Genomic DNA, 24,292 nt, shown 5'->3' with positions numbered 1-24,292 from the left:
CACCTACCAACTGCGAAATTTACCGGGAGGTCTATAAAGTCCATCTGACCATTCCACAAGTTCTTCAACACTTTTGGCCGCAAGCAAGGAGCGCTTGGCGTCTGTCCGGCGAATTCCCAAATCTTCCGGAAAAGCGATCAAACCATCTTTCCTTAATTGTTCGTTAAGGGAAAGGTTATGATTACGGCCTAGAGGTGTAACCCCAGCGATGGCAGCCAAAGCTAGCTTGCGTTCTTCCAAATTTTGAGCCTTGTATAAATAGGCGATCCCTTCTTCTGTAATCACGTGAGTCACGTCATCGCCATAAATCATAACCGGAGCTATCGGTAAATTGGCATCCTGCCCTACAGCGATCGCATCCAAGGACTCAACAAAAGTCGGCTGGTCTCCTTTTTGAAATGTTTCAACCATTTGGACAACCAGTTTTTTCCCGCGGACGATCGGCCCCTCATTAGAAATCATATCCAGCCAAGCTGGGGACGAATGCCTGCGCCCATGAGGATCACTGCCCATATTCGGTGCTCCGCCGAATCCCGTTAGTCTGCCCGATGTAACCGTCGACGAGTTGCCTTCCTCATCCATCTGGAGCGTTGACCCGATAAACAGATCGACACCGTACATCCCAGCCATTTGACAATAAGCACGATTCGACCGAAGGCTTCCATCTTTTCCTGTGAAGAAGATATCCGGTCTTGCTGCAATGTACGCCTCCATTCCTACCTCTCCACCAAAACAGTGAATACTCTCCACCCATCCGCTCTCAATAGCTGGGATAAGTGTAGGATGCGGATTCAGCGCCCAATGTTTGCAAATTTTTCCGCGGAGGCCAAGGCTTGAACCATAAGTAGGCAGCAATAACTCGATAGCTGCGGTATTAAATCCAATCCCATGATTCAACGACATTACTTGATGCCGCTCATAAACGCCTCGTATAGCCATCATAGCCATAAGGATCTGCATCTCCGTAATTTGTCGCGGATCTCGCGTAAACAAAGCTTCAAGCTGATAAGGCTTATCTGCTACAACGATGACATCTACCCAAGACGCCGGAATGTCCACTCGGGGCAACTCATCTACGAGTTCATTCACCTGTACGATGACAATCCCGTTGGAAAAAGCTGTCGCCTCAACAAGTGTCGGTGTCTCCTCCGTATTCGGTCCGGTATATAGATTACCGGCAAGATCCGCTTTATCAGCAGCAACCAAGGCGATGTTAGGAATTAAATCAATAAACATCCGCCCGTACAATTCGAGATAAGTATGTATGGCACCCACTTCAATCAAGCCGTCTTCGATCATTTGTGCAATTCGCAAGCTTTGGGGTCCTGCATAGGCAAAATCCAGCCTACGAGCAATCCCTTTTTCGAAAATGTCAAGGTGTTCAGGTCGAGAGATACTGCTGATAAGCATATGCAGGTTGTTGACTTTATGGGTATCCAGTTTAGAGAGTGCTCCAGAAAGGAAGGTGGCTTGCTTTTGATTGTTACCTTCTAAGGCTACCTTATCACCCGGAGATATCAATGCTTCCATGGCATCCACGATATGATCCGCCTGCAAGATGGAACCTCGTAACCACGATTTTACCAAGCTCATTCGGCGTTTTTTTTCATCTCGCCTCTTCGTCCATTTGCGCACTTCTTGTAATTGTTCCACCACATTCATAACCTCCATAGCGTATTACAGGACGAAAACCTGCGAAGGAACGTCTTTAATAGGCTGACTAGAAATAATCTGGCACTCATCGTCAAAAATCATGGTCTTACGCTCCATAAGATCAAACTTACGCCAATGTACATCGTCCACTTCCGGATTAGCGAATTTCATGAATGAAATCCATACTTGGTGCATGCGATCAACTAACCCCTCGATCTCTTGCGGTCTCGTCGGGAGTTTCCAGATCAATGACATTTCCGCCCCATGGGCAGCGCCCATCGGTCCCTTGCTGCAATCAAATCGGTACAGCCAAACAGGAACATCGTTCACTGCAAGAGCCTCTGCAAGTTGAACAACTGCGTATCCATATAGATAGCTAGTCAATGTTTCAATTGCAGCTTGTTCCCTCGTCGTTTGAGTGCTGGAATCTTCATATGCTTGTAGAACCTCACCACTATTTCTTCCAAATAAAGCTTGAATTTTAGGTTTCTCAAAAATGCTTAAACCTTCCATTTGAACCTGAACTAGAGCCTCTTCCCTATTGGAACCGATTAAAATAGGTACTAAATTCGCTTCACCCATTTGAATCGATTCTAACGGAGGTCGTACAATCGTTTTGCCGTCAATCACAGGTCCAAACTTATGAAGTCCAGTCATTCCTCCAGAGAAAATCGATTGTGCCTCTAACAGCTCGGAAACCGGCATCTCCAAGAGAATATCCCCTTGTTCTTTGGAGATATTCAAAGCCTTAAGAAATTGACCGGTAATTTCAGATGCTGTATTAAAATCTCGTATCGATTGAACGCCTCCGCTCTGAATAATGGCCCTTTGGAATAATCCCTTTGCATCTGGAACGCAGAGTAGAGAGGAAGCCAATTTCGCTCCAGCTGAGTGCCCCATCACAGTAACTCGAGTAGGATCTCCCCCAAAGCTCGAAATATGTTGTTGAACCCAGCGTAAGGCTGCGACGATGTCCAACAATCCGCAATTACCAGAACCTCTGTACGCCTCACCCAATACATCACCTGATTCCAAAAAACCTAACGCACCCATTCTATAATTGATCGTTACACTAACGATTCCATTCTCAGCGAATACCGAGCTATCATACAGTGATCCTGCTCCCATAACAAAGGCTCCGCCATGGATCCAAACGACAACAGGACGCTTTCGATCATCACAAGCAGGCGTCCATATGTTCAAATACAAGCAATCTTCTGACTGCTCTTCCATGATTGGGAATACAGGCTGTCTAACTTGTGGAGCTATTTTGCCAAACTTCGACGCATTCAAAATACCTTCCCATGGTTGTACCGGTTCAGGAGCCTTAAATCTTAATTCCTTGACAGGCGGGCAAGCATATGGAATGCCTTTGAATATATGTAATCCATTCTCTTGAATACCTTCAAGTTGTCCATCGCTAATTGAAACTACCAATTGGATCCGTCCCTTCTTCAACGAAGACTTATACGTCATTCTATTTCATTTTATTACCGAATCATATATAGTGTAAAATATATAAATTTATATATCTTATATAACTAAATGCATATATACAGGAGGACTATGGAGTTATCTCAACTAAAATATTTTAGACATACAGCGCGAACAGAGAATATCACCAGATCAGCGGCTGAACTGCATATTTCACAACCGGCTCTAAGTAAAATGATCGTTACCTTGGAAAAAGACTTAGGTGTAAAGCTGTTTAACCGGGAAGGAAAACACATCAAGTTAAACCACCATGGGGCTGTTTTTTTGAAATACGTGGAAATTGCTCTGGGAGCTTTAGAGGATGGACGAAAAGAACTGGAGGATGTCAGCGGACGAATGGATGGGACACTCAACATAAGTTTTGACGTAGCCTCCCAATTGATGCCTGATTTGTTGAAAGAGTTTCGTGACCGCCATCCAGAGGTGACTTTTCATCTCTTGCAGCATGCCAGAAATCCTACGCAAACGAAATTCGATTTTTGTATCACTTCATCACTAGTTGGACCATCCGGAACTGAAAAAAAAGCGCTGCTTAAGGAAGAAATTTTTCTCGCTGTACCTGAGACACATCCTCTTGCTTCCCAAAAAAGTGTCCATCTCTCCAGTTTTGCGGAAGATGGATTTATCACTTTGAAACAAGGAAGCAGTTTGCGTGAGACAACGGATGCCTTGTGTGCACTAGCCGGATTCAAGCCACGCATTATATTTGAAAGCGACGATCCTGCAACGGTGCGCGGATTGATTCGGGCAGGTCAAGGAATAGCGTTCGTTCCTGCCATCACTTGGAAAGGCGCTACTGACTCCTCCGTTGTTTTGCTTCATGTTAAACATCCTGAATGCACGCGTATAATCGAGCTGCACTGGATGAAGGATAGCTATCTTTCCATTGCAGCCCAAGCATTTCGTCAATTCACGATAGATTATTTCTCAAAATTACCTCATTCTCCCTAAAAATTAGTTTATCTTTAATTACCCTCATCGAGTTCAGAAATAGAGGGTAGTATTCCATTAGGAGTTCCTTAGTCCGGTATTCAACTATAATATCTCTTCACTAACAAATACAGATCACGAATAAACTGTAACAATTTAACAAATAATACCTGCAAACTATTCCAGTGGAGAGGATCTATTAATGAATAACTTCCGTAACAAATATAGAAATCGTTATTATCTAGCCAATGTTACTTCGTTCGGAACAATTCAACTTCATCAACGAAATCCTCTGATAATTGCTCTATGGTCAGTTGCGTTCCCTGGATTCGGTCACCTCTTAGTACACAAATTCATCACTGGCTTTGCATTGTTTTTTTGGGAATTTTATATCAACCAATTAACCCAACTTAATACAGCCATGATGCACTCGTTTAACGGCGATTTTGCCCAAGCAAAGGCTGTATTAAACGAAAAGTACATATACCTCTATATTCCCGTTTATTTGTTTGCAATTTGGGATAGCTACCGAACTACTGTCGATGGAAATAAGCTCCACCTGCTGGCGAAAAGGGAAAATGCCAGATATCCAAGCTTCTCGGTGAGCCCTTTCGAGATGAACTATTTGGACAAGAAAAAGCCATGGCTTGCATTGGTTTGGTCGATGACAATCCCAAGTCTCGGGCAACTGTATATTCATCGGATCTTAGGAGCTTCTTTAACACTTTTAATGACCATGTTTATTGTTATTCATTCCAACATGATTGAAGGATTTCATTATTTTTTTCTAGGGAACTTTCCTAAATCAAGAGAAATTATGGGAGCTCAGTGGTTCCTTTACTTCCCATCGATTTATTTCTTTGGTTTGTATGATTCCTACTCAAATGCCGTAGAGCTAAACAAACTGTTTGATTGTGAACAAGCCGATTTCTTGAAAAGAGAATATCAATCGCCGAACTTTGTTTTACAGAAAGGAGAAAAAATCTAATGGGCATACAATTCTTCTCTACATTTCAGCATTCACACTATGTAGAGCTTGCTATAAGTAAACTTAAAGAAAATGAGGTCGTCAATATCTACGCTGTTCCACTTGATAATCGTTCAATCGATATGAAACTGATTGATACAATGCACGGTACAGACGGAACCTCGTTAGTCGATATTGGACTTATACTTGCCATGATGGGCGGGACGATTGGGGTATCTAGAGGATTTGTTCTCTACTGGGGTCCCGTATTCTGGGGGCTAATTGGAGCAGCTAGCGGTTTTACGATTGGTTTTTTATACGATTTTACAAAGAATTTAATTAAACGAAAAAAGATCAGAACTGCGAAGACGAAAAAAGGTGAAGTTATATTAATTGTCCAGTGTACAAATGAGCAATCTCAGTTTGTGGAGCAGACTCTGTGGGGGAACTTGGCACTAGGAGTTGCCAAAACACGAATGCAAACACTTCAACTCGAGACAGATTCATGATTCAACTGCGGTTTAAGAGGTAAAATGAATACTTCTACTCGTTACCTTAATGAATCAAAAAAGAGCGCTCTTTCAATGCAGCTCCTGCGCTATAGTTTCTCGTTAGCTAATTTTTGTAAATAATTGCAAATAAGGTATTCATCCTTCTATAACTCCACCACTATCTTTTTCTTCTGGTCTATTCCCCTAATCTCACATATACTTCCTTCACCACGAACGATTGTAGGACTCTCTGAAGTATCTCTTGCAACATCACCATTTTTTAGGAATATGTTAACGCTTCTCGTAATGATGGGATTGTTTCAAGAATAGATTTACCACTCGAATCTCTCCGTTCTCTCAGCATTATGGTAGTAATACCCAAAGTCTTGCAGATCAGTCGGAGACTTAAATTACCCTCCCTTAAAGTTTAAGTAGCAAAAAGAGACCCCCAGCAACGGGCTGAGGGTCTAAGTTTATATTTTAAAGGGGGGTTGAGTTTTATTATAATCCCAAATGATTAATGTAAGATGAATATAAGATTTCAATCATGTAACAATTTACTCAACTCTCGTTTCTAGTTAGCTCAACAAGTTAATCCTGTTTAACAGGTCTCATTGGTGCAAAACAAGCTAGTACTCTTTTAGTACCTATTCCATCCATGAATTTTAATATTTATACTGTATCGCTCCTCCGCCAGTAATTCCAAGAATTTTACCTCTTCCAAATTTATCATGTTGGATTTCATCTTCGACCCCAATAGTTCCAATAAATTTTAGTTGCTCATCGGGAATTTTGATATCAGACTCATAGATATTTACTACTGGTTCCATGCGCAAATGCTCGGGCGGCCACGAATATGAATTATTGCTAAAGTACTTTATTTCAATTAAATAACTTTATTTCTCTAACAGATCATTTGCATTTCCCCGCCCCATTCGTTATTATTTTTATATTGACAAATTTGCAGGTCTATACAAGGAGGTTTACGCGTCCATGTGCCCCCGTACCAAAGAACAAAATGAGCTCATCCGCATGCAGCGCAGTGAACAGATCCTTGACGCTACCGCTCGCACCTACTTCCGCACTGGCGGCAGCTTTGATATTCGCGACGTCGCTCGCGAGGCCAAGATCGGTTACGGCACGGTATACCATTATTACCCCAACCGACATTTATTGATAGAAGATGTGCTGGCCAGCGGCTTCGAGCGATGCGAGCAAGCTCTGGCAGAATGGGCTAACATCCAGGGAGGCGGCCAGGATGAGACGCAGATGTTGACATATTGCAAGGCGCTGCTCCGGCTGTGGCAGTCGGACGCCCGCGCATATCTCGTCTACAAAATGGCGGCGGAACATTATGCAGGCTTGCCTGAGAGGGATCGGCACTCCACCAAGAGACGATTCATGGAACAGCTGTACGTTCCGCTCCAAGCAATTGCCCAGCGCGAAGACGACAGCGTCGACCTGATGCTTTCCGTACTGGTTGGCTGCTGCGGACTGCACTACTATGCAGGCGCTTCCGAGCTGGATGTCGATCGAATCGCCAAGCTCGCGATGCAAGCTATTACGAAGGAGTCCTGATACGAACATGGTGATCTTAAAAAGCAAGCATGAAATCGAGGCTATTCGCAAGGCATGCCAAGTGGTGGCTGAATGCCATCGCACGATTGCCCCGCTCATCAAACCGGGAATCACGACGAACGATATTGAGCGCATCTTCGAGGAAATTATCCTGAAGCACGGCGCCAAGCCCTACACGAAGGGCTACAAGGGTTATCAATATGCGACCTGTGCCTCCGTCAACGACGTGATTGCACATGGCTTTCCTAGCGATAAGCCACTTGAGGAGGGTGATATCGTGACGATCGATACGGTCGCGGAGCTCGACGGCTGGCTCGGCGATTCAGCCTGGAGCTATGCGGTCGGGAAGATCTCGCCGACAGCCGAGAAGCTGATGCGTGTCACGAAGGAATGCCTTGACCTCGGTATCGCGCAAGCGCAGCCCGGCAATCGGCTCGGGGACGTGACAAGCGCCATCCAACGACATGCCGAATCGAACGGATTCGGCGTCGTGCGTGACCTTCTCGCGCATGGCATCGGCCGGGACCTGCACGAGGCGCCGAACTATATGCATGTCGGCAAGCCCGGCAAAGGCTACCGCATCAAGGAAGGCATGGTGTTCACGATTGAGCCAATGATCACCGAAGGCACCTACTACATGTCAATCGATCCGGACGGTTGGACCGCGCGGACGCTGGACCGCAAGCTCGCCGCCCAATACGAGCATACGATCGCTATCACGGCTGAAGGTCCACAAATCCTGACCGCGCAATAAAATAATTAGAAGTCGACCACGAGATGGTCGACTTCTTTTTTTCGTATTCGGGATAGCATCTTTCTTCATCCGATACATGCGTTTATCCGCTCTCCTATAGAGCTCGAAGGCATTTTTCGGAAAATGGCTGGTTCCAATATTACGGTGATCGATAACTCGTTCTCGTCTTCAAGCCGAAGCAAGTTCGCAGACGGAGTAGCCTCAATGATCGTGATGAGGCTACTCTGTCCGTATTTAGACGCTCAACATCTGGACCTGTTTTCCAAAAATATACCAATAAAATTTCTTCATCATTATATTCTAAATGTATAGGACTTTATGAACGGAGGATTATTTGTACCCTGTGACTTCAAAATCCACTTTTTCATATTTAGAGAAATCCCCGACTTCACCAGCCGAAACATACTTAATTTCGCCCGTGCTTATGGTCATCTTTTGGGCAGAGCTACTAGGTTTTGACGTGCCTGATGCAATCCCAATCAACTTATTGTTCTCGTCATAAAAATGCAATTTAAACTCAATTTCATGTTCAGTAATCGAATCCTTGTCGTGATCTAAAGCTAATAATCCTCGAATGCCCGTATATCCGCCATCTAAGTATAAGTCGAGCAAACCAAAGTGAATATTGGCATATTTATCATCTTTAAGTATGGGAACATTTGAAGGAAAATGATTAATTGTAATGTCCTTGTATGTACCTTGATCTGTGTAATCAACAAAAGCCCCTAGCTTTTCAGCTATAAATCGGACAGGAACGTAAGCGTGCCCTTGATAATTAAGTACCGCATACTCCTTGTCGTCTAAAGGGACATTTTGACCATTGATATTGAAAAATGCTGAAAACAAGTATGTTTGAACTGATTCTGAAGCAAACACCGCAGTAGAGAGAGATAAAAACGTTCCTACAACTAATCCAAGAATAAATTTCTTCAAAAATCTCAACTCCTTAATAATCATGGTATAGAATACTCGTTATGCCCTGCGGGGTTCTCTCTTACAAGTGATTCATTCTAAGTTTTACAGAGTTATACTTTGTAAAATCACCTTTACCGACAGCTCCACTGAGAACAAAACCTATACTGCCCTCCGCTGAATAGGCTTCCGTCATAATATTACTCATCACGCTTAAGCTCAATCCAGACTGGCCCTAACCAGGAATCTATTCGGGACCAGTCTCGCCAGACTTCATTCACCGTCACCTTTTGGGGGCTCAAATTGGATCCCGTTTCCATACCATCTGGAGAACGAAAAAGCTTCGTCGTACTATTTAGCTGGACTTCCTGCCGGACCTCTTTTACCTCGAATAAAGCCGTGTAACGCGGTGAGATCCATCTTTCTCCGTTCAATGTCTCAATCAAGTAGCGGTTATCCCACTTTGCTTTCACTTTTACAGTTTGCGGCGCCAATTGCATCCCTGTAGGCTTGATAAGACCCGGATCGTTATAGAGCGACTCCACACCGAAAATTTCCAAGCTCGTATCAAATGACTTTTGATTCCCCAGAAGCGCGTTGTTTGGCATAATCCATGCATTTCCAAGCCAGGTAGAAATCAAGTAAATCGGAACCAAATATCCTTCTCCATGCCCAACTCTCCGTTGACTGGTGTCCAATATTGTAACCGTTTGAGGAGCTATGATTCCGATTGTCTGCCCGTTTTCACCTAATAAAGTAGTGTCTTCAAATAAGGTGATTGTCATCGACGCAGATGAATCTTCGACCTCTATAGTTGTTGTTGCGAATACTTCCCTTACCGCCATACACGCGAATAATGCAATAACGACTACAAATATCGTTCTTTTTTTCATGTCCAAGCTCCTTGTTTTTGATTTTTGACCAAAAGAAAATCGCCCCTAAAAAGAAGGCGAAATATAACACCCAACTCAAATCTTTATTATGTAAATAATTTATTCATGAACCATTTTCCCGTAATTACTACTAATCATTTAGACGCTCAACATTCAAGGAAGTTCCATGATTTTACAGAATTTTAATTCTAAGTTGAATCCGCACTACTGCCCGTTATTTGAGAAAAGGCAACCAATCCACCCGGACTGGCTGCCTCTTCAAGTAGTTATTAAGCAAGAGTTCCCGTATTCGTTCTGTCATCAGAAATGTTTTATTGCAAAGGTTCGCATTTGAAATGGTCCAAGAGAAACCTCTAATCCATTAAATCGGTTAAAAGGAACTGGCTCAGCTTTGAACAGCAGTATGGCGTTTTGTTCCTGTACCGCAATCCTATCATTCGCAAGAACCGGCAGATGGATTAAGCCAGTTGCGCCATGGCCAGAAGCATCATACAGACGAAGTATCCAAGCATTTTGATAGCTGCAATACTGGATGGATATTTTCGTGTTTGATTCAAAATTCAAAAATCGAACTCCTATAAAAAGGAGGATTTGTGTTACTAGACTACAATCAAGGACATTAAACGCAGCAAAAGCTACCGAATCCTATCTATCGGTAACCTCATTCTGATGCCATTAAACTAACATTAGAAGTTCGTTATCGTGTCGCCTCAACACCAAACCGTATTGCGGCTTCAAGTATATCAATGTTTATATCTTTTAGCGTTTTGAACTTAATGCAATATCCACTCACACTCGCCCTACCAATTTTATTTCCATATGTGTGGGTTAAGTATTTCTTATCTTTAATACCTAGGATATAGACAGAGATTCCGGTTTTGTTTGCACTGATACCAATTTGATAAAACTCTCTGGAACTTCCATCAGCATATTTTATGGTGTGAAATCCATATCCTATATTAGGATTAGAAACAGCTATATTTTCATTGTTTTTACCATCCAAGAACCATAATTTACATACTGGCATTACTTGCAGAATGATGCGGTGTAACTCTTGCATATCACTACGTTTTGGTTCAGCTTGGCTGGTAATATACTTTTCGATTTGTTCTTGTACGTTCATTTAAAATGCCCCCCCTTTTATATTATTTGTTAATACAACATATTTGTTACTTCATTCCATTATCCTGCCTTATTACGCAAAAATGGCCGCCGCGGCAGCCGTTAAAATATTGATTTATGAAGCTATAGTTATCCGGTAGTCTAATAAAACATGTCATCGTTGTATCTTTGCAAAAATGTATGTGTCCCTCAATTCGCTTCCATCAACCGATAAATCTTCGTTCTTGATAATACCCTCAAGTTCAAAGTGTAATCGTTCAGGTATTAACTTACTTCTAGTATTTTTAGTATCGCAACGTATTTCCAATCTTCGGGCATTCAACTGACTAAAAGCAAAATTACAAATACCATCAACCGCTTCAGTCATATACCCACTGCAACTAAAAAGTGTATTTATCCAATATCCAATTTCAAATTTCCGTACATCCCAATCTATGTTATGTAAGCTTGATGTAGCAACAAATTGCCCCGTTTCTTTCAAAAAGATAAGGAATCTTAGATTTTCACGACTTAAAAATCTTACATGTGCCTCTCTAACTGCAAGTTCAATATCATATTCGGTTTGTTCATTTTGAGCAAACTTTAACCATGGTTTCAACTCATTTATCGAAGCATTAACGGCTTCAAAAACAACCTTACCATCCCCATGTTTTGGCATTCTAATTACTAATCGTTCAGTATGAAACTCATCTGGAAAATCAATCATAATTGGTTTCATGACATCCCCCTTTGGTTTATTTTTATCAAACAAAACAACCATAAACTAATGCTACCAAAAAATAACCTGCTTTGCATTACCAAATCTGCCCGTTAGTTTAGCAAGTTACAGGTCAGTCTACTGTTAGTCGGCAAACGGATAACTAAAAAAGCCCGCGGGTTACACGGACTTCATTTGGACATTGTTCTTGTCAACCGACAATTAGTTTGCAGGATCGATTTAATCGAGCGTTAGATTTAAAGCAACTTAATCAGCTCTTCTAGCTCATCAACCAATACTTTTGCAAGTTCAAAATTAGTATCTTTTAAAGCCAATTCTATTTTCATTTCAAGCGATTTTTTATTTTGTTCATTTTCCAGATAGTCTCTATCAAAATGACTAGCATAAATCATCTGTCTAAATTTTCGCATACTCATTTTTCTAATCGTCTTATCGTCAATGATTAAAACATAATCCATACCATTTACAACAGAGTAGAAATCATGAGAAATCATAAGAATCGCACCTTTATAGTCTTCAATAGCTTTCTCCAGTGCTATTTGTGTATAGGTGTCCAAATGGCTTGTCGGTTCATCAAGAAGCAATACGTTTGCTTTACTGGCAGAAACTTTAGCCAATTGAAGCATATTTTTTTCTCCACCAGATAAAGAGGCTATCTTTTGATTAACGATTTCTCCTTCAAAGCCATAGTTTGAAATATACGATCTAACCTCATCATAAGTTTTAAACCCAGCATCGATGAATTCTTCGAGTATTGTATTATAATCCTTTAGTACTTCTCCTTGATTCTGAGATAGATAAGCCACTTTAACATCAGCATTTATTTCAATTGAAGCATGATTATTTGTAAAGATATCTCGAAGTAAAGTCGTTTTCCCAGTACCGTTTGGACCAATAATGGCTACTTTATCCGTAGATTTTATCTCAAAGTTAACATTGTCTAAAAGCAACTCATCAAACGTAACACTATAATTATTGACATTTACAACAATGGTGTCTTCAATCTCATTTTCAATAGCAAAACTAATACTCGGTTGCTTAATATCAACAAATGGCGCTTTAATTCTACGCGCTTCCAATCTTTCTTGAAACCTTACTCTAGCTTTTAATGCTCTCCCTCTAGATGCTTCTGAATTATACGTTGCGATAGCTCTAAGATTATCAATAATGTTATCGTATCTCGCAATTTCTTCTTGTTCAGCGACTGCGATTTCTTGCAACTCAATTTTTGTCTGAAGTAATGAGAAATTATACTCAATATACCGCCCATCAAACTCTTGGATCTCCATGTTTTCAAGGTGTAGAATTTTGTTGAAACAATGATTCAATAGATATCGGTTGTGCGTAACAACTAGCAGCATTCCTTTGTGAGAATTAATCAGATTTTTAAGCGCATTTAGGTTTTCAAAGTCTAAAAATACATCGGGTTCGTCCATAATCATTAAGTCTGGACTACTAAGCATTTCCTTCATCACTTGAATAAGTTTGAATTCCCCACCACTCAGGTCGGATACTTTAAGATCTTTTAGCTTCATAAGGTTTGCTAGATTTAGTTTCTTATTAATGTTGCTTTCAAAATCAGCCCCACCGATTGAATCAAATGTGTCTAAAGCTAATTGATACTTTTCTAATAACGCATCCATATCCGATGATGTTTCCATCTCCGTACAAATAGATGTTATTTCATTTTGTATCTTAATAAATTCTTCCCCAATATATTCAAAAACAGTTGTTTCCTTCGTTTTGTCGAATTGTGGAAATTGACTTACATGCCTAATTTTGCAAGTCGGATCTATTTCTAACATGCCCTCGAACAAATATCTTTCTGGATCCATCAGTATATCGATCAGTGTACTTTTCCCACTGCCACTTGTTCCTATAAAAGCGCAATGTTGTGCCTCTTCAAGCGTAAATGAAATGTTTTTATATAGTTCTTTTTGCGGAAATGAGAAGGACAAGTTTTCAACTTTTATCATAATATTACCTTTCCTTATAACTAAATTAGTGACTATTAGTAGATGTATTGAAGAGCACGTATTTCGAGTTTACCGTTGTTAGAATAACACTTGTTACAAACAACTTCAATCAATTCACATTAAAGTTGTTCGTTAAATCGAAAATACAACTTAGAACAATATGATCACGCTGAAGTGACCCCCCATTTGTTAGACACACTTTGTCCTATTTTCTTTATTAAAAGAATAATCTAACAAACAAGCCTTCCGTCGAAACGAAAGGCTTGTTTTGGTGTTTTTCTAATATCGAGAATTTCTCGATTATCTCCATGTCCAATTAACGCTCGTAGCCGGGATCTTCGTAATCGGTATTTTGCAGCTTATTAAGTATGTTCATATCATGAATATGCGCCTTCGTCCTGTCAGTTCCCAACTTGTAGATTAGTTGATAGAGTTTGAGCAGATCATCGTTAAATTGATCCGTTGCTTTATCGTGATCGGCGGATTTATACGGAATTGGAGCTCTGAATTGGGTCACTTCATCATCCCGCTGTAGTTGCTAAAGCATTTGACGTAGCTTTTCGAGCTCATCCTCTGTCCCGCGGACCTCAAGCTGTTCATTCATAGAAGCTTTACTATCAAGACTTTTGTTGGATAAAGAGACGTATAGTGTATGTATAGTAGACATTCCAAACACTCCTTTTCCTATAGACTACTTCCTATTAAAGCTAATAGGACTTGTTTGAAACAGCGTTCCTCCGTCGTCTTTACACTAACAATACCAAGATCCTTGGGTGGACTTTCATCTTATACTTAACTTACGTTATCCTCACCATAAGCTTAATTACAAAAAGAGACCCACAGCAACGGACTGTAGGTCTCTTTTTGTGTTTTATAGGGGGTCGACTTTTATTAATTGGTGTCGCAGATTTGCACGGCCATTAATGAAATAAAGTTATTGTCACCCGACTGTTGTTGTTGTTGTTTTATTGGTTTTAATAATCACTTCAATCCCTGGTTTTGGATAATTTTCCTGTTCGAAATTCTCTGGATCTTTTATTGTCCACGTAACGTAAGTTAAATATTCGTCATTTGGCGCACGAACTTCCTCAAAGTCCGTTACAAGCTCTTCCCCAGAATCAATAATTCTATATATGAGTGAAAGATTTGCTATATTTGCAGCTACTTTTCTGTCAATAATATTTACAGTACTTATATTGCCTGGCTGAAGTTCAACACCTATAGCAACGTTACCGGTTTTAAGATTCCTGCCAGGCTCGGCATCATTAGTGTTAGCTCCTTGTGCCAATCCGATCTTACAAACGTAAATTGTTGATTGATTGTTTAGCACAAACTCAAGAGTACACTGTGCTTCCATATATGCCTTGTACTCCTTTTCAAAATCTTCTCTTTTTATTTCCTCCGTGTTTAATAGCTCTAATTCTGTCATTATCTTTAATCGCTCCTTACCTATTTTCGTTAAATTTTATATCAAACACATTTAACTCACCTTTTGCTCTTGGACCACTTTGTTATTGAAAGCAAACATTTAATGGTAATCTGTGCGGATTACTTCATTTCTATCCCAGGCACCTAATCCAAGAGTATTGAAAAAAGTGAGCAGAAGCCCTTAAAAGTAATAGGGTTCTGTTCACTTTTTCAGCTTAGTATATACCAAAATTGGAAAAACAATGTATAAACGAACTAATGGCTTTTTCAGTATTTTCCCTGATCCAAATTCATTAATATTCCCTTAGTATACCTGTTATTTAAAAGGAATAATAAAAAATGGCCTTTAGTTGCAAGACCATTTTCTAAATCATTACTATTTGTTGGAAATAACTTTATCAAGGAACTTATCTGCGTCACTATTAAATTTCCAAACAACACCAAATTTATCAGCCAACATTCCGAAGCACGAAGACCAAGGCATTTCTGCTAATGGCATGATAACATAACCACCTACAGATAAATTAGAAAAGTAATTCTCCAGTGTCTGTTTATCATCAATAACGAGACTAATCATTATATTATTTCCTTTTATCAACTCGCCCGTTATACTCTTCATCGAAGGTAGAATATCCGACATCATAATTTTCCCACCTGCGAATTCGATTGAAGACTCCATGATCATATTTAATTCATTTTCTGGCAAGGGATAGTTTGGATCTTGCGGAAAATCACTGAATTTCACCTTTTTTACCTCGTTTACATATAAAGCCTCCGAATAAAATGCGATCGCTTTTTCTGCGATTCCATCAAAATTTAAATATGCAATAGCTGACATAATGTCATACCTCCTTCTTGTTATAAATGTAGTATAATCTATAAAAGGTGACAGCTATTTGTCACCTTTCATAGATTATGCAGAGAAAAAAGAGGGAAATATGGACAAGGTTGAGAGACTAATTTCTATAATCATGATATTGCTGAAAAAAGATGTCGTTACAACAAAAGAATTCGCAAGATTATTTAACGTTTCCAAAAGAACGATTCTTCGTGATATGGAAACACTGAGTTTATCAAACATCCTATCTATTCTATCCATGGAGTTCATGGTGGCTACGCTATTATGGATGAATATAAGGTTGATAAACGTCTTTTAAGCAGCTCCGACTTGGAGAATATATTGACTGCGCTCGGCGGATTGGAACAAATTTTAATTAGCGAAGAAGTTGAAGTGACTATAAAAAAAATAGAAGCCATGGTTAATCCATTGTCTCCGAAAAGTTCAATCCAACTGTCATTTTATAATTGGGAGGGTCGGTCTGAGATTCTTCAAACCTTGAAGATTTGCCAAGAATCGATATTAAAGAGAACGTTAGTTTCATTTGATTATATAGATAAAAATGGCATTAAGGGTTCACAGCGACACTTCTTGGATTTGATCCTACTGGAATCGTAGCTACAACCGTGTTTGTAATTCCGTTAATAACGGAAACATTGTTGTTCGTTGTGTTTGTTACGTAAATACGGTTTGTGTTAGGATTCACATCGATACAGCATGAATACGGTGTTAGCTGATGCCAGTGACTTCTTAGAGCTACTCTAACCAAAGCCTCTTAACTTCTTTTAATTCGTGATTTTTAAATTCTAATTTATAAATGTCTGGCATCGAAGTTGATTCCCAAAATTCAAAGTCAAATTGGTTATTAAAATAATTCAAAATCAAAGTCATTATATCCCCATGTGTCCCGATTACAATTTTCTTTTCTCTATATTCATTTAATATTTTTACTATTGTTTTTATTGCTCTTCCTTGAGCACTGATGGTCGATTCACCATCAGGAAATGAGTAATAAATGTCTTTATAAACTTTCAGTTTTGCTTCCCTAAAATTCATTTCTCCAATCTTACCTATTTCTCGGCATGTCTAATAAAGTAAATAACGGTTTTCATTGTTTTCACTTCTTTCTTTATCTGCTCTGCAATTATTGTTATGCCTTATTTGAATCGTCCCAATCACCATTTATTGGTCTCCTCCATAATTCACCTTTCGCAGATGAAAGAATACTGCTTCCTTGAGCATGTTCACCTGCTGTAAATTCTTTGAGTCCATTCTCCTTAGCATTTATATACATACGTCCACAAGTGAAACACTGGTAAACTGTTTTTTGTAATTCACCAATAAGATATCTAATACTCATTACGGCTCGCTCTTTATCTTTTGCTGTTGGTCCTGATTTTTCTATTGCGTTATCTACTGCATCTAAGAAGTCGAAAAAATCTTGATCTGAAATGATGTATCCTTTATTTGAATGAAAATCCGTTTGGTCTACGATGATATCTCCACATCTACATCTAATCTTCATGCATTTCACCCCGAAAAAGTATATTTAGGACATTGCATTTAACGCCAGATTTATGAATCTCGCAGATTTCCCAAATTAGAGGTATTCGTGCAACGATTCAACTATCCTCCCATTAGCAGAGTAAAGGGCTGTCACACGGCAGCCTAGCTAATTTATTTGGGTACTTAAGATGAACTCCTGATACTCTATCTTCTCTTGAACTATAGTTACCCGTTAATTTAGGCTATGTACCAGATGTGATCATCAAGGGTATGGTCTTCATTTCATAGATTTTTTGGAGAGTATGGATACGCCTAGTCTTCCCATCATCAGCCTCTGTGTGGAGATACCCTTCCACAAGCCTGTACCCAAATACGAGAAGGATTAACTCATAGACACAATGATCAGCAATTCGGGGTACATCGGCAAACTCCGAAAAGCCTTTGTAATACGCAGGGATACATCGCTGGTAATGTTCGACCATGTGATCGATATTCGGATCATCCGCAATCAGGCTTGCGAGATCCTCGCCCAGGTAACCCCATCCGCAGGTATCCCAATCGATAAGCGTGAAATTCCCGTCAGCGTAGATAAGATTGGTTACCCAAAAGTCCCGATGACACAGCACGAGGGGCAATTTTTCAATACGGGCGAATATCTCGTCTGCTTGCTCATCGATGTCGATGAGCATTTGCCGCACGTGCAGAGGCAATTCGCAGTCCTCCGATCGTATATAATCGTAAACGACCGGCCATGACCGATAATGCAAATACGTATTCTTCATGAGATCCGCATGACTCAGGTTGGTCAGGCTCTGCAGCACAGCGGGTTGCACAGCATACAGCTTGCCTTGAAAGCGCCCTAACTCCAGCGCTGCCTTTTCATACATGTCACGGGTCAAGTCTAAACCGGTTACGCCATCGATATATTCCAGCCACAGAAGGTATTCATTACCTTCGGCATTGAACTCGGCGTGATAACATGTCGGCCAGCTGAGGGCTTGCGATAAAGTCGCTCCCAAGTCAGACGAATAGAGATCATATTCCCTGCGCCATGAACCCGGATCGCCGTAACGCTCCCATTTGTTCTGGATTTTCAGCACTATACGGTAGGGCAATTTTTCGCCATCCACGCTTTGGGCGATCCCCGTTACCAGGTAAACTTTTGCCACAGTTCCGCCCTGTAACGGCACAGTTTGGTAGTCGGTGGAGATGATATTCATCTTGAACCGTTGGTTTAAAGCATAAATCAGCTTTTCAAGTTCAATAATCATTTATTCCTCCATTTTCTTTTTTGTCGATGAGGAAGCGCGTATTATCCTGGATATACTCGTTATCATATTGCGGGGCATAGATACCCATCTATTGAGAAACGACATCAATATCAAGTTATTAGTGTACTTCTACTAATCTGCGCAAGTATTCTAATAGACAAATCGTCAGTATACACGAACAACTCAATCTAGAATTGAGTCCTTATTTGGTGATGCCCACACCAGATGAATGGTGTTATATATGTACCTTTCCACACGGTGAACACTTACTTTTGATTCCGCAAGAATATCCATGATATTACGATCCAGATGACAACCCACTAATCGATTGAACATAGGCTCTATTAACTTTTGGGTTCTTTTAATCCATCGATTCGAACTAAGACCATGCTCCATTAACAGTATTTGGCCACCTGGTTTGCAAAAGGAGTTTAATGATTGCAATACTTGAACAGGATTGTCATAGCCGCAAAAGGATAATGTGGATACGATTGTATCAAATGAGCTATCGGGAAACGAGAGCGATTCAATATCTGATTGCATGAACGTCGCCCGAATTCCACTCTCTGTCGCAGAAACTTTGGCTTTGGATAACATTTCACGACTAAAGTCTACAGCTGTCACCTCAACATCTTTAGGGTAAAAGTTAAAATTTGCTCCAGCACCGACGGCAATCTCCAGTACCTTTCCCTTTGCGCTGCCTAGCAATGTGGATCGCCATCTACGCTCAGATTGTTTCTTTCTTCTCGTTTCATATATGTTGGATTGTTTATCGAATTTACGGATTAATTTTTCTTTACTCACAGCACACCTCCTTGAATCGAATGAATCCACCCAAAAATGGAGTGCTTCAAACGTTGCCAGTTTGCACTCCATTTTGTCAACCTAAGATTACGTGTAATTTATAAATATTCTTTATAGCTGCTACCGCTTCATATCGCGGATCATAATAATGCTCCAACAAGAGGCTAACTGCTGACTCAAAAAAGCGAGATACTAGTAGCCTGCAAGTATCTTTAAGTTTATCATATGATTTAAAACCGTCACAGTATTTCAAGTTTTGTTCCTTGTCTGGCTAGGATCAGTATCCTCATATCGGCTGGAGAGCCTAGATGCATGACAGGAATGTCATACCTTACGTTTCATTTATAAGATTCACTTCTGATGCCAGAAGTATAGTATAGTAGGAGTAATTGAAAAATATATTTCAGGAGGATACGGCTATGAAACAGGAGATTTGGATTAACCTGCCGGTCAAAGATGTTGAGAGGTCTACTGCCTTTTTCAATAAGATTGGATTCCATGCAGTGAGCGTTGGTAACGAGAGAGCCAAGCTTGCCATAGGTCAAACAACGATTCTGCTGTTCCCGGATGAGGCGTTTGAGAAATTTACAGGTTCAAAAACCGCAGATACTTCCCATAGCGCAGAAGTAATATTTTCCATTGGCGCTGAAAGCAGAGAAGAAGTAGATACCTTTATTCAAAAAGTAGAGTTTGCCGGAGGAAGCATCTTTGGCATGCCGAGTGAAATTGACGGCTGGATGTACGGCGCAGGATTTGCCGACTTGGACGGTCATCGCTGGAACCTGCTGTACATGGATGAGAGTAAAATGCCGAAACGCTAATATGGCACGACTGTCATTAGCATATGGTCACCGGCGTATAAGAAAAAGTGCTTGTGTGGGTTCACACAAGCACTTTTTCTATAGTTAATGGACGAAGTGCATGGCTTTCGTCCACATGCACAAAGGCGTCGTACCGCTGAGCCATCACTGAGGGAACGTAGTTCCCTCGCTCAGAAGTGGGGCGGTACACGACACCGATGGCACGGTGCCCCAGGACCTCGTGCCCGAGTAACGGATCCTCCTTGCTTAGCAGGAGGATCTGATCATACGCGCCAGCGCGATGCATGAGCTCCTCCCAGCTGCCCTGCTGTGCAGCAGGCACTTGCATCGTCGTCATCGGCGCGCCCCAAGATTTCGCGGCAATGACGGTGCCGCGGTAAGTGCCGAAGCCAATTGCACAGACATCGGCTTCGCCGTGGGCTTCGCGCATAAGCTGGCCGACGTTGATCATGCCGTCGGTCATCATATCGGTTGCACGCGCATCGCCAATGTGTGTGTTATGCTCCCAGACGATAACTTTGGCGTCTGAGCCGTGGTGGAGGGCGAGGCGCCGCAGTGCCTCGACCATGTGTCGGTCGCGGACGTTCCAAGATTCCGCGTCATGCTTGACCATGGTGCTGTAATAATCCTCCGCGTTTACGGCAACAAGCGCATTTAATTCTGCACTAAAGGCGGCTTCGCTATCTTCGTCGTACCGCACTCGTTTCACGTGAAGCTCCTTCAGCAGTTTCACGACATCGTCCTTACAGCTCTCGCCGTAGAAAGCCGCAGAAACTCCGTAGTTTTGCCCCTCTTTCTCATAGGAATCGAAGCACTCAAAGGCTTTACGGGCTAAAGCTAACTGTTCAGGTGTCCCTATTTCCTGCAGGTAGCGTTCAATTTCTTCCAAGGACTCCCATAAACTATAAACGTCAAGTCCATAGAAACCGACGCGCTGCGCCATCGGTTTGTCTTCATTATGCTTTTTTAACCAATCCATTAACTCCCCAACTTCTTCATTTGCCCACATCCACGTTGGCCAGCGATTGAACCCTTCCATCACTGCACTGGCGTTTGGTTTCGCATCCTTGTACTGCTTCACATACCGGTTAACCTCATAGCAGGAAGGCCAATCCCCTTCAACCGCTATGAAGGAAAATCCCTTCGTTTCAATCAATTTACGGCTCAATTCCATACGCAGCTTATAAAATTCGGAAGTACCATGCGTGGCTTCACCAAGTAAAACATACTTCTTATCGCCAATCGCTTCGATTAATACCTCCAAATCATCTGTACTGTTCAAACGCACAGCCTGTTTCTTGAGCTGTTCCACGATAAGTTCATCCATGTTCACTTGAGTTACTCCTATTCATAATGAGTTTTCTTACGTAGTATGCACAAAAATACGAAGAAAAAGCGCTTCACAGGGAAGCGCTTTTTTCTGAAAATTAGTATACCGAGAACATGCGTTAGTTGAATAGTCTTTAGCATTCCAGTTGATCAGTTGAATTTGTAAATAATCGTCTCCGGCTTCGATTCCAAAGTTGAATGGGAACGGTTAACACTGAACATCATTAGTTTGCTGTTTGGACTCCAGAAGAATTCGCTGACCGCCACCTGATTGCCGCTTTTGTAGATCATCTTATTTTCGACTATCTTCATATCGACCACATGGACCTCATATTTGTCGGGGTAATGTTTCGCCACGACATAAGTCAGTTTCGATTGATCAGGTGACCAAGATACTTTGTTGAAATATTCCCCAGTCTCCAAACGATCCCCTATAGGATTTCCATCTGGATCAAGCAGCAGAAGCTCACTTTTCATCCTGTCGGATTGGCTTAAGCTGCCGAGTACTGTCGATACAACAGCTATCTGATGTCCGTCTGGAGAGGGATAGAATCGATTAACATTCTCAGCAAATATCGTATGCAGCACAGGATTATCCATCAGTGACAATTCGATATAACTTAATCTGCTACTAACTAGAAAGTACAAGCGTTCACCTACCTTCGACACCTGCACACCTTTATTGGGTACCATCCATTGATTTAGTGCAGGCATAGGCGTCATCTTTCCCTGCAAATCAATCTGCACGACGCCATTATCACCAATTCCACCCATGTACAATACATGCTCATTATCTAGCCATACGGCGCTGCCAGCAGTTGCCTGATTGGCGATTTCCTTCGTCTCTCCGCCATCTCGGCTTATTATCCGATGCTGGGCAAAATAATTCTCGTCTTCCATATGATTCTGCTTCACATAGATATGCCTGCCGTCGGGAGACACCGCATAAATATCGTAGGAAATGCCAGGTTTTTCTCCACTTACCTCTCCTGAGATGATATCCTTATTTCCCATCGTATCTATATAATTGGGCTCATGAGCTTCGTCTGTTCCTACTTTCACTGACTGCACAAACTCTATCTCATGATCGGAGATCCAGCCAGTTCCATGGATTCCCTCCAATCGACTGGCAGTCCAGCTTTTCGATGAATCCAAGACAATGTCTGTATTTTCGTCCAATACGTGCTTAGTCGCAACCTGCGATTTCGCTATCACACTCGAACTCAACAGTAAAGTCATAACCGCCAAACAAACGAGCTGCTTCATCTTTGGTTGTACTCCTTCTGTTCCTCATATCCTAGCCATATACCTAATTTCACCTAATAATAACATAAAATGCTATTTCCTAGGAGCGCTTTTTCCCCCTATGGCCAATTATAGTTAATCATTAGTTTAATGGTATAATTAACTATAGATAATCTAAAATACATATAGTGAGGCGGTAATTAGAATGGAAACAGTTAATCAAACAATAACGGTAGAAACCACAGTACATGTACCAGTTGAAAAAGTGTGGAAATACTGGACAGAACCACAGCATATAACGAAATGGTCTTTTGCTTCTGATGATTGGCATGCACCAAATGCCGAAAATGATTTAAGGGTAGGCGGCAAATTTCTTACAAGATTGGAAGCAAAGGATGGAAGCTTTGGATTTGATCTTGGTGGAGTTTATGATGAAGTGAGAATTAATGAATTTATTTCTTACACTTTGGGAGATGGAAGAAAAGTTGCAATCACTTTTATACGTCAAGAAAACGATACTAAGGTAATTGAATCTTTTGAAGCAGAAACTACTAATTCCATTGAGATGCAAAAAGCAGGCTGGCAGGCGTTTCTAGACAACTTTAAAAAATATAGTGAAATTTCTAAATAAGATTAGGATAAAGTGAATCGAGGACGTCATTTGTGAGTCGGACTCAACTATCCTTCACGTGTAATTGAGAAAAGGCAACCAATCCACTTGGACTGGCTGCCTTTTCATCTTATTATTAAGATATAGTTCACCATTAGTTCACTGCCCGTGCTCAGGCAATCCCATAAATCTAGCAAAAGTGTAAAAGGAATGTCCGTCTTCATTTATTCACCACACCAAGAACCTTACCCAGTATAGTATCTTTTGGGATTGTTCCAAAATGTCTGCTGTCCGCACTACGACACCAATCATCGCCAACGATATAATACTGCTCGTCAGGGATCATTATTTCCTTCAAATTTGTTTCCTTGCTTTTTAAAAAGTCTTTAGCATTATTACTAAAATTATTGCGGATGTTATCAGCTAAATCAGATCGATTTGCTGCCTCTTGCAATTCTTCAATGCTCATTCCAAGTCTGTGTGCTTGCCCGTAAAAGGTATCAAGTTTTCTTCCGTTTATATAAATCTGACCTATATCAATGCGGATTTTCTCTCCAGGCAATGCGACAATTCTTGCCATTTCATTCTCGCTCAAATTAATTTTGGAGTTCTCCAACTTTGGATTTCTATAAAATACGATTTCCCCTCTTTGAACGTCATTTGATTTGTAATACGTTTGATCGACTACAATCTCGAAGCCATCGAACTCATGATGACCCCGATCCATGTTGTCATAACGGTGATTGTATACATTCGTACCTTCAACGGGGTTAATTATATTAATATCCTGTTTTGTTACATTATCTTGAAGCGACTCTACGGTGCAAGCAGTTAGTAAAACAATCATTAACAAAAGAAATACGCTTAATTTCATTAGCTCTCCTCCAAAAGTATCCTATAAATATTATACTTCAAAAGGATTGTTCATCTTCAGATAAAAGTTCGGTCCTCT

The 24,292-nt window shown here is 40.9% G+C and carries 28 protein-coding genes and 1 pseudogene; 8 read left to right on the top strand and 21 right to left on the bottom strand.

Features of this window, described 5'->3' with window-relative positions; all coding sequences use genetic code 11:
- Window positions 1-3: 3 nt before the first annotated feature.
- On the bottom strand, window positions 4-1,656 hold the full coding sequence (mdcA, locus tag ASL11_RS34795) for a malonate decarboxylase subunit alpha (RefSeq protein ID WP_442953119.1): 1,653 nt from the start codon (window positions 1,654-1,656) through the stop codon (window positions 4-6).
- 21 nt (window positions 1,657-1,677) lie between these two features.
- On the bottom strand, window positions 1,678-3,090 hold the full coding sequence (locus tag ASL11_RS34790) for a carboxylesterase/lipase family protein (RefSeq protein ID WP_056625875.1): 1,413 nt from the start codon (window positions 3,088-3,090) through the stop codon (window positions 1,678-1,680).
- 129 nt (window positions 3,091-3,219) lie between these two features.
- Between ASL11_RS34790 and ASL11_RS34785 the strand changes: the two genes are divergently transcribed.
- From ASL11_RS34785 to ASL11_RS34775, 3 genes are all read left to right on the top strand, one after another.
- Window positions 3,220-4,098 (top strand): LysR family transcriptional regulator, encoded by an 879-nt coding sequence (locus tag ASL11_RS34785; RefSeq protein ID WP_056625872.1) that lies wholly within the window; start codon window positions 3,220-3,222, stop codon window positions 4,096-4,098.
- Window positions 4,099-4,279: 181 nt separating this feature from the next.
- A complete protein-coding gene (locus ASL11_RS34780; protein WP_056625869.1) occupies window positions 4,280-5,065 on the top strand; it encodes a hypothetical protein in 786 nt (261 codons plus the stop codon).
- Window positions 5,065-5,553: a hypothetical protein gene (locus ASL11_RS34775; RefSeq protein ID WP_235550665.1), complete on the top strand. Its 489-nt coding sequence runs from the start codon at window positions 5,065-5,067 to the stop codon at window positions 5,551-5,553. The genes ASL11_RS34780 and ASL11_RS34775 overlap by 1 nt, the downstream gene beginning before the upstream one ends.
- Window positions 5,554-6,200: 647 nt before the next feature.
- On the opposite strand, the gene ASL11_RS36910 is transcribed toward ASL11_RS34775, so the two are convergent.
- Complete coding sequence (locus ASL11_RS36910) at window positions 6,201-6,365, bottom strand: hypothetical protein (protein ID WP_157257156.1); 165 nt, start codon at window positions 6,363-6,365, stop codon at window positions 6,201-6,203.
- 163 nt (window positions 6,366-6,528) lie between these two features.
- On the opposite strand from ASL11_RS36910, the gene ASL11_RS34770 reads away from it, so the two are divergent.
- The gene (locus ASL11_RS34770; protein ID WP_056625866.1) at window positions 6,529-7,113 is read left to right on the top strand and encodes a TetR/AcrR family transcriptional regulator; all 585 of its coding nucleotides are present in this window, start codon (window positions 6,529-6,531) and stop codon (window positions 7,111-7,113) included.
- A 7-nt stretch (window positions 7,114-7,120) separates the two neighbouring features.
- Window positions 7,121-7,867, top strand: coding sequence for a type I methionyl aminopeptidase (map, locus tag ASL11_RS34765; protein ID WP_056625864.1), 747 nt, complete (start codon window positions 7,121-7,123; stop codon window positions 7,865-7,867).
- 330 nt (window positions 7,868-8,197) lie between these two features.
- Here map and ASL11_RS34760 read toward each other — a convergent pair whose 3' ends face one another.
- The 10 genes from ASL11_RS34760 to ASL11_RS34720 form a co-directional block, all read right to left on the bottom strand.
- Complete coding sequence (locus tag ASL11_RS34760) at window positions 8,198-8,800, bottom strand: stalk domain-containing protein (protein ID WP_056625860.1); 603 nt, start codon at window positions 8,798-8,800, stop codon at window positions 8,198-8,200.
- 179 nt (window positions 8,801-8,979) lie between these two features.
- On the bottom strand, window positions 8,980-9,672 hold the full coding sequence (locus ASL11_RS34755; RefSeq protein WP_056625857.1) for a hypothetical protein: 693 nt from the start codon (window positions 9,670-9,672) through the stop codon (window positions 8,980-8,982).
- A gap of 300 nt (window positions 9,673-9,972) precedes the next feature.
- Window positions 9,973-10,236 carry a glycosyl hydrolase-related protein gene (locus tag ASL11_RS34750; RefSeq protein ID WP_056625854.1) on the bottom strand — a complete coding sequence of 88 codons (264 nt, stop codon included), beginning with the start codon at window positions 10,234-10,236 and terminating at the stop codon, window positions 9,973-9,975.
- Window positions 10,237-10,369: 133 nt separating this feature from the next.
- Window positions 10,370-10,795 (bottom strand): DUF1801 domain-containing protein, encoded by a 426-nt coding sequence (locus ASL11_RS34745; protein WP_056625850.1) that lies wholly within the window; start codon window positions 10,793-10,795, stop codon window positions 10,370-10,372.
- Window positions 10,796-10,948: 153 nt separating this feature from the next.
- Complete coding sequence (locus tag ASL11_RS34740) at window positions 10,949-11,512, bottom strand: GNAT family N-acetyltransferase (RefSeq protein ID WP_056626182.1); 564 nt, start codon at window positions 11,510-11,512, stop codon at window positions 10,949-10,951.
- A 236-nt stretch (window positions 11,513-11,748) separates the two neighbouring features.
- Window positions 11,749-13,488 (bottom strand): ABC-F family ATP-binding cassette domain-containing protein, encoded by a 1,740-nt coding sequence (locus tag ASL11_RS34735; RefSeq protein WP_056625847.1) that lies wholly within the window; start codon window positions 13,486-13,488, stop codon window positions 11,749-11,751.
- Window positions 13,489-13,804: 316 nt separating this feature from the next.
- Window positions 13,805-14,005, bottom strand: a complete 201-nt coding sequence (locus ASL11_RS37780; protein ID WP_235550664.1) for a hypothetical protein — start codon at window positions 14,003-14,005, stop codon at window positions 13,805-13,807.
- 21 nt (window positions 14,006-14,026) lie between these two features.
- Window positions 14,027-14,155 carry a hypothetical protein gene (locus tag ASL11_RS37940; protein WP_268796263.1) on the bottom strand — a complete coding sequence of 43 codons (129 nt, stop codon included), beginning with the start codon at window positions 14,153-14,155 and terminating at the stop codon, window positions 14,027-14,029.
- A gap of 273 nt (window positions 14,156-14,428) precedes the next feature.
- Window positions 14,429-14,917: a hypothetical protein gene (locus tag ASL11_RS34725; protein ID WP_056625845.1), complete on the bottom strand. Its 489-nt coding sequence runs from the start codon at window positions 14,915-14,917 to the stop codon at window positions 14,429-14,431.
- Between the two features lie 375 nt (window positions 14,918-15,292).
- Entirely contained in the window at window positions 15,293-15,754 is a 462-nt protein-coding gene (locus ASL11_RS34720) for a VOC family protein (RefSeq protein ID WP_056625843.1), read from the bottom strand.
- A gap of 100 nt (window positions 15,755-15,854) precedes the next feature.
- On the opposite strand from ASL11_RS34720, the pseudogene ASL11_RS34715 reads away from it, so the two are divergent.
- Window positions 15,855-16,321, top strand: a pseudogene (locus ASL11_RS34715) (helix-turn-helix transcriptional regulator); the annotation flags it as partial.
- A 1-nt stretch (window position 16,322) separates the two neighbouring features.
- Here the strand turns inward: ASL11_RS34715 and ASL11_RS36195 are convergent.
- The 5 genes from ASL11_RS36195 to ASL11_RS34695 form a co-directional block, all read right to left on the bottom strand.
- A complete protein-coding gene (locus tag ASL11_RS36195; RefSeq protein WP_235550673.1) occupies window positions 16,323-16,460 on the bottom strand; it encodes a hypothetical protein in 138 nt (45 codons plus the stop codon).
- Window positions 16,461-16,510: 50 nt separating this feature from the next.
- The gene (locus tag ASL11_RS34710; RefSeq protein ID WP_056625841.1) at window positions 16,511-16,810 is read right to left on the bottom strand and encodes a histidine phosphatase family protein; all 300 of its coding nucleotides are present in this window, start codon (window positions 16,808-16,810) and stop codon (window positions 16,511-16,513) included.
- A gap of 94 nt (window positions 16,811-16,904) precedes the next feature.
- The gene (locus ASL11_RS34705) at window positions 16,905-17,279 is read right to left on the bottom strand and encodes a hypothetical protein (protein ID WP_056625838.1); all 375 of its coding nucleotides are present in this window, start codon (window positions 17,277-17,279) and stop codon (window positions 16,905-16,907) included.
- Window positions 17,280-17,502: 223 nt separating this feature from the next.
- Entirely contained in the window at window positions 17,503-18,531 is a 1,029-nt protein-coding gene (locus ASL11_RS34700) for an aminoglycoside phosphotransferase family protein (protein ID WP_056625835.1), read from the bottom strand.
- A gap of 183 nt (window positions 18,532-18,714) precedes the next feature.
- Window positions 18,715-19,335, bottom strand: a complete 621-nt coding sequence (locus ASL11_RS34695) for a class I SAM-dependent methyltransferase (RefSeq protein ID WP_056625832.1) — start codon at window positions 19,333-19,335, stop codon at window positions 18,715-18,717.
- Between the two features lie 419 nt (window positions 19,336-19,754).
- On the opposite strand from ASL11_RS34695, the gene ASL11_RS34690 reads away from it, so the two are divergent.
- Complete coding sequence (locus tag ASL11_RS34690) at window positions 19,755-20,156, top strand: VOC family protein (protein WP_056625829.1); 402 nt, start codon at window positions 19,755-19,757, stop codon at window positions 20,154-20,156.
- A 61-nt stretch (window positions 20,157-20,217) separates the two neighbouring features.
- On the opposite strand, the gene ASL11_RS34685 is transcribed toward ASL11_RS34690, so the two are convergent.
- Both ASL11_RS34685 and ASL11_RS34680 read right to left on the bottom strand, forming a co-directional pair.
- Window positions 20,218-21,483, bottom strand: a complete 1,266-nt coding sequence (locus ASL11_RS34685; RefSeq protein WP_056626180.1) for an erythromycin esterase family protein — start codon at window positions 21,481-21,483, stop codon at window positions 20,218-20,220.
- A gap of 152 nt (window positions 21,484-21,635) precedes the next feature.
- Window positions 21,636-22,751, bottom strand: a complete 1,116-nt coding sequence (locus tag ASL11_RS34680; protein ID WP_056625826.1) for a PD40 domain-containing protein — start codon at window positions 22,749-22,751, stop codon at window positions 21,636-21,638.
- A 184-nt stretch (window positions 22,752-22,935) separates the two neighbouring features.
- On the opposite strand from ASL11_RS34680, the gene ASL11_RS34675 reads away from it, so the two are divergent.
- Complete coding sequence (locus ASL11_RS34675; protein ID WP_056625823.1) at window positions 22,936-23,361, top strand: SRPBCC family protein; 426 nt, start codon at window positions 22,936-22,938, stop codon at window positions 23,359-23,361.
- A 199-nt stretch (window positions 23,362-23,560) separates the two neighbouring features.
- Here ASL11_RS34675 and lepB read toward each other — a convergent pair whose 3' ends face one another.
- Complete coding sequence (lepB, locus tag ASL11_RS34670; protein WP_056625818.1) at window positions 23,561-24,214, bottom strand: signal peptidase I; 654 nt, start codon at window positions 24,212-24,214, stop codon at window positions 23,561-23,563.
- Between the last annotated feature and the right edge of the window lie 78 nt (window positions 24,215-24,292).

Source organism: Paenibacillus sp. Soil750 (assembly GCF_001428045.1).
Classification (GTDB): Bacteria; Bacillota; Bacilli; order Paenibacillales; family NBRC-103111; genus Paenibacillus_E; species Paenibacillus_E allorhizoplanae.
This window is presented reverse-complemented; position numbering and strand designations above follow the sequence as displayed.

Coding starts and splice junctions, on each gene's coding strand:
- ASL11_RS34735 (WP_056625847.1), bottom strand. CDS start 13,488: ATGATAAAAGTTGAAAACTTGTCCTTCTCATTTCCGCAAAAAGAACTA.
- ASL11_RS34685 (WP_056626180.1), bottom strand. CDS start 21,483: ATGGATGAACTTATCGTGGAACAGCTCAAGAAACAGGCTGTGCGTTTG.
- ASL11_RS34780 (WP_056625869.1), top strand. CDS start 4,280: ATGAATAACTTCCGTAACAAATATAGAAATCGTTATTATCTAGCCAAT.
- ASL11_RS34705 (WP_056625838.1), bottom strand. CDS start 17,279: ATGAAGATTAGATGTAGATGTGGAGATATCATCGTAGACCAAACGGAT.
- ASL11_RS34785 (WP_056625872.1), top strand. CDS start 3,220: ATGGAGTTATCTCAACTAAAATATTTTAGACATACAGCGCGAACAGAG.
- ASL11_RS34710 (WP_056625841.1), bottom strand. CDS start 16,810: ATGAATTTTAGGGAAGCAAAACTGAAAGTTTATAAAGACATTTATTAC.
- ASL11_RS37940 (WP_268796263.1), bottom strand. CDS start 14,155: ATGTCTACTATACATACACTATACGTCTCTTTATCCAACAAAAGTCTT.
- ASL11_RS34745 (WP_056625850.1), bottom strand. CDS start 10,795: ATGAACGTACAAGAACAAATCGAAAAGTATATTACCAGCCAAGCTGAA.
- ASL11_RS34755 (WP_056625857.1), bottom strand. CDS start 9,672: ATGAAAAAAAGAACGATATTTGTAGTCGTTATTGCATTATTCGCGTGT.
- ASL11_RS34720 (WP_056625843.1), bottom strand. CDS start 15,754: ATGTCAGCTATTGCATATTTAAATTTTGATGGAATCGCAGAAAAAGCG.
- ASL11_RS34770 (WP_056625866.1), top strand. CDS start 6,529: ATGTGCCCCCGTACCAAAGAACAAAATGAGCTCATCCGCATGCAGCGC.
- map (WP_056625864.1), top strand. CDS start 7,121: ATGGTGATCTTAAAAAGCAAGCATGAAATCGAGGCTATTCGCAAGGCA.
- ASL11_RS34700 (WP_056625835.1), bottom strand. CDS start 18,531: ATGATTATTGAACTTGAAAAGCTGATTTATGCTTTAAACCAACGGTTC.
- ASL11_RS34725 (WP_056625845.1), bottom strand. CDS start 14,917: ATGACAGAATTAGAGCTATTAAACACGGAGGAAATAAAAAGAGAAGAT.
- ASL11_RS34775 (WP_235550665.1), top strand. CDS start 5,065: ATGGGCATACAATTCTTCTCTACATTTCAGCATTCACACTATGTAGAG.
- ASL11_RS34690 (WP_056625829.1), top strand. CDS start 19,755: ATGAAACAGGAGATTTGGATTAACCTGCCGGTCAAAGATGTTGAGAGG.
- ASL11_RS34680 (WP_056625826.1), bottom strand. CDS start 22,751: ATGAAGCAGCTCGTTTGTTTGGCGGTTATGACTTTACTGTTGAGTTCG.
- ASL11_RS34740 (WP_056626182.1), bottom strand. CDS start 11,512: ATGAAACCAATTATGATTGATTTTCCAGATGAGTTTCATACTGAACGA.
- ASL11_RS34675 (WP_056625823.1), top strand. CDS start 22,936: ATGGAAACAGTTAATCAAACAATAACGGTAGAAACCACAGTACATGTA.
- ASL11_RS36910 (WP_157257156.1), bottom strand. CDS start 6,365: ATGGAACCAGTAGTAAATATCTATGAGTCTGATATCAAAATTCCCGAT.
- lepB (WP_056625818.1), bottom strand. CDS start 24,214: ATGAAATTAAGCGTATTTCTTTTGTTAATGATTGTTTTACTAACTGCT.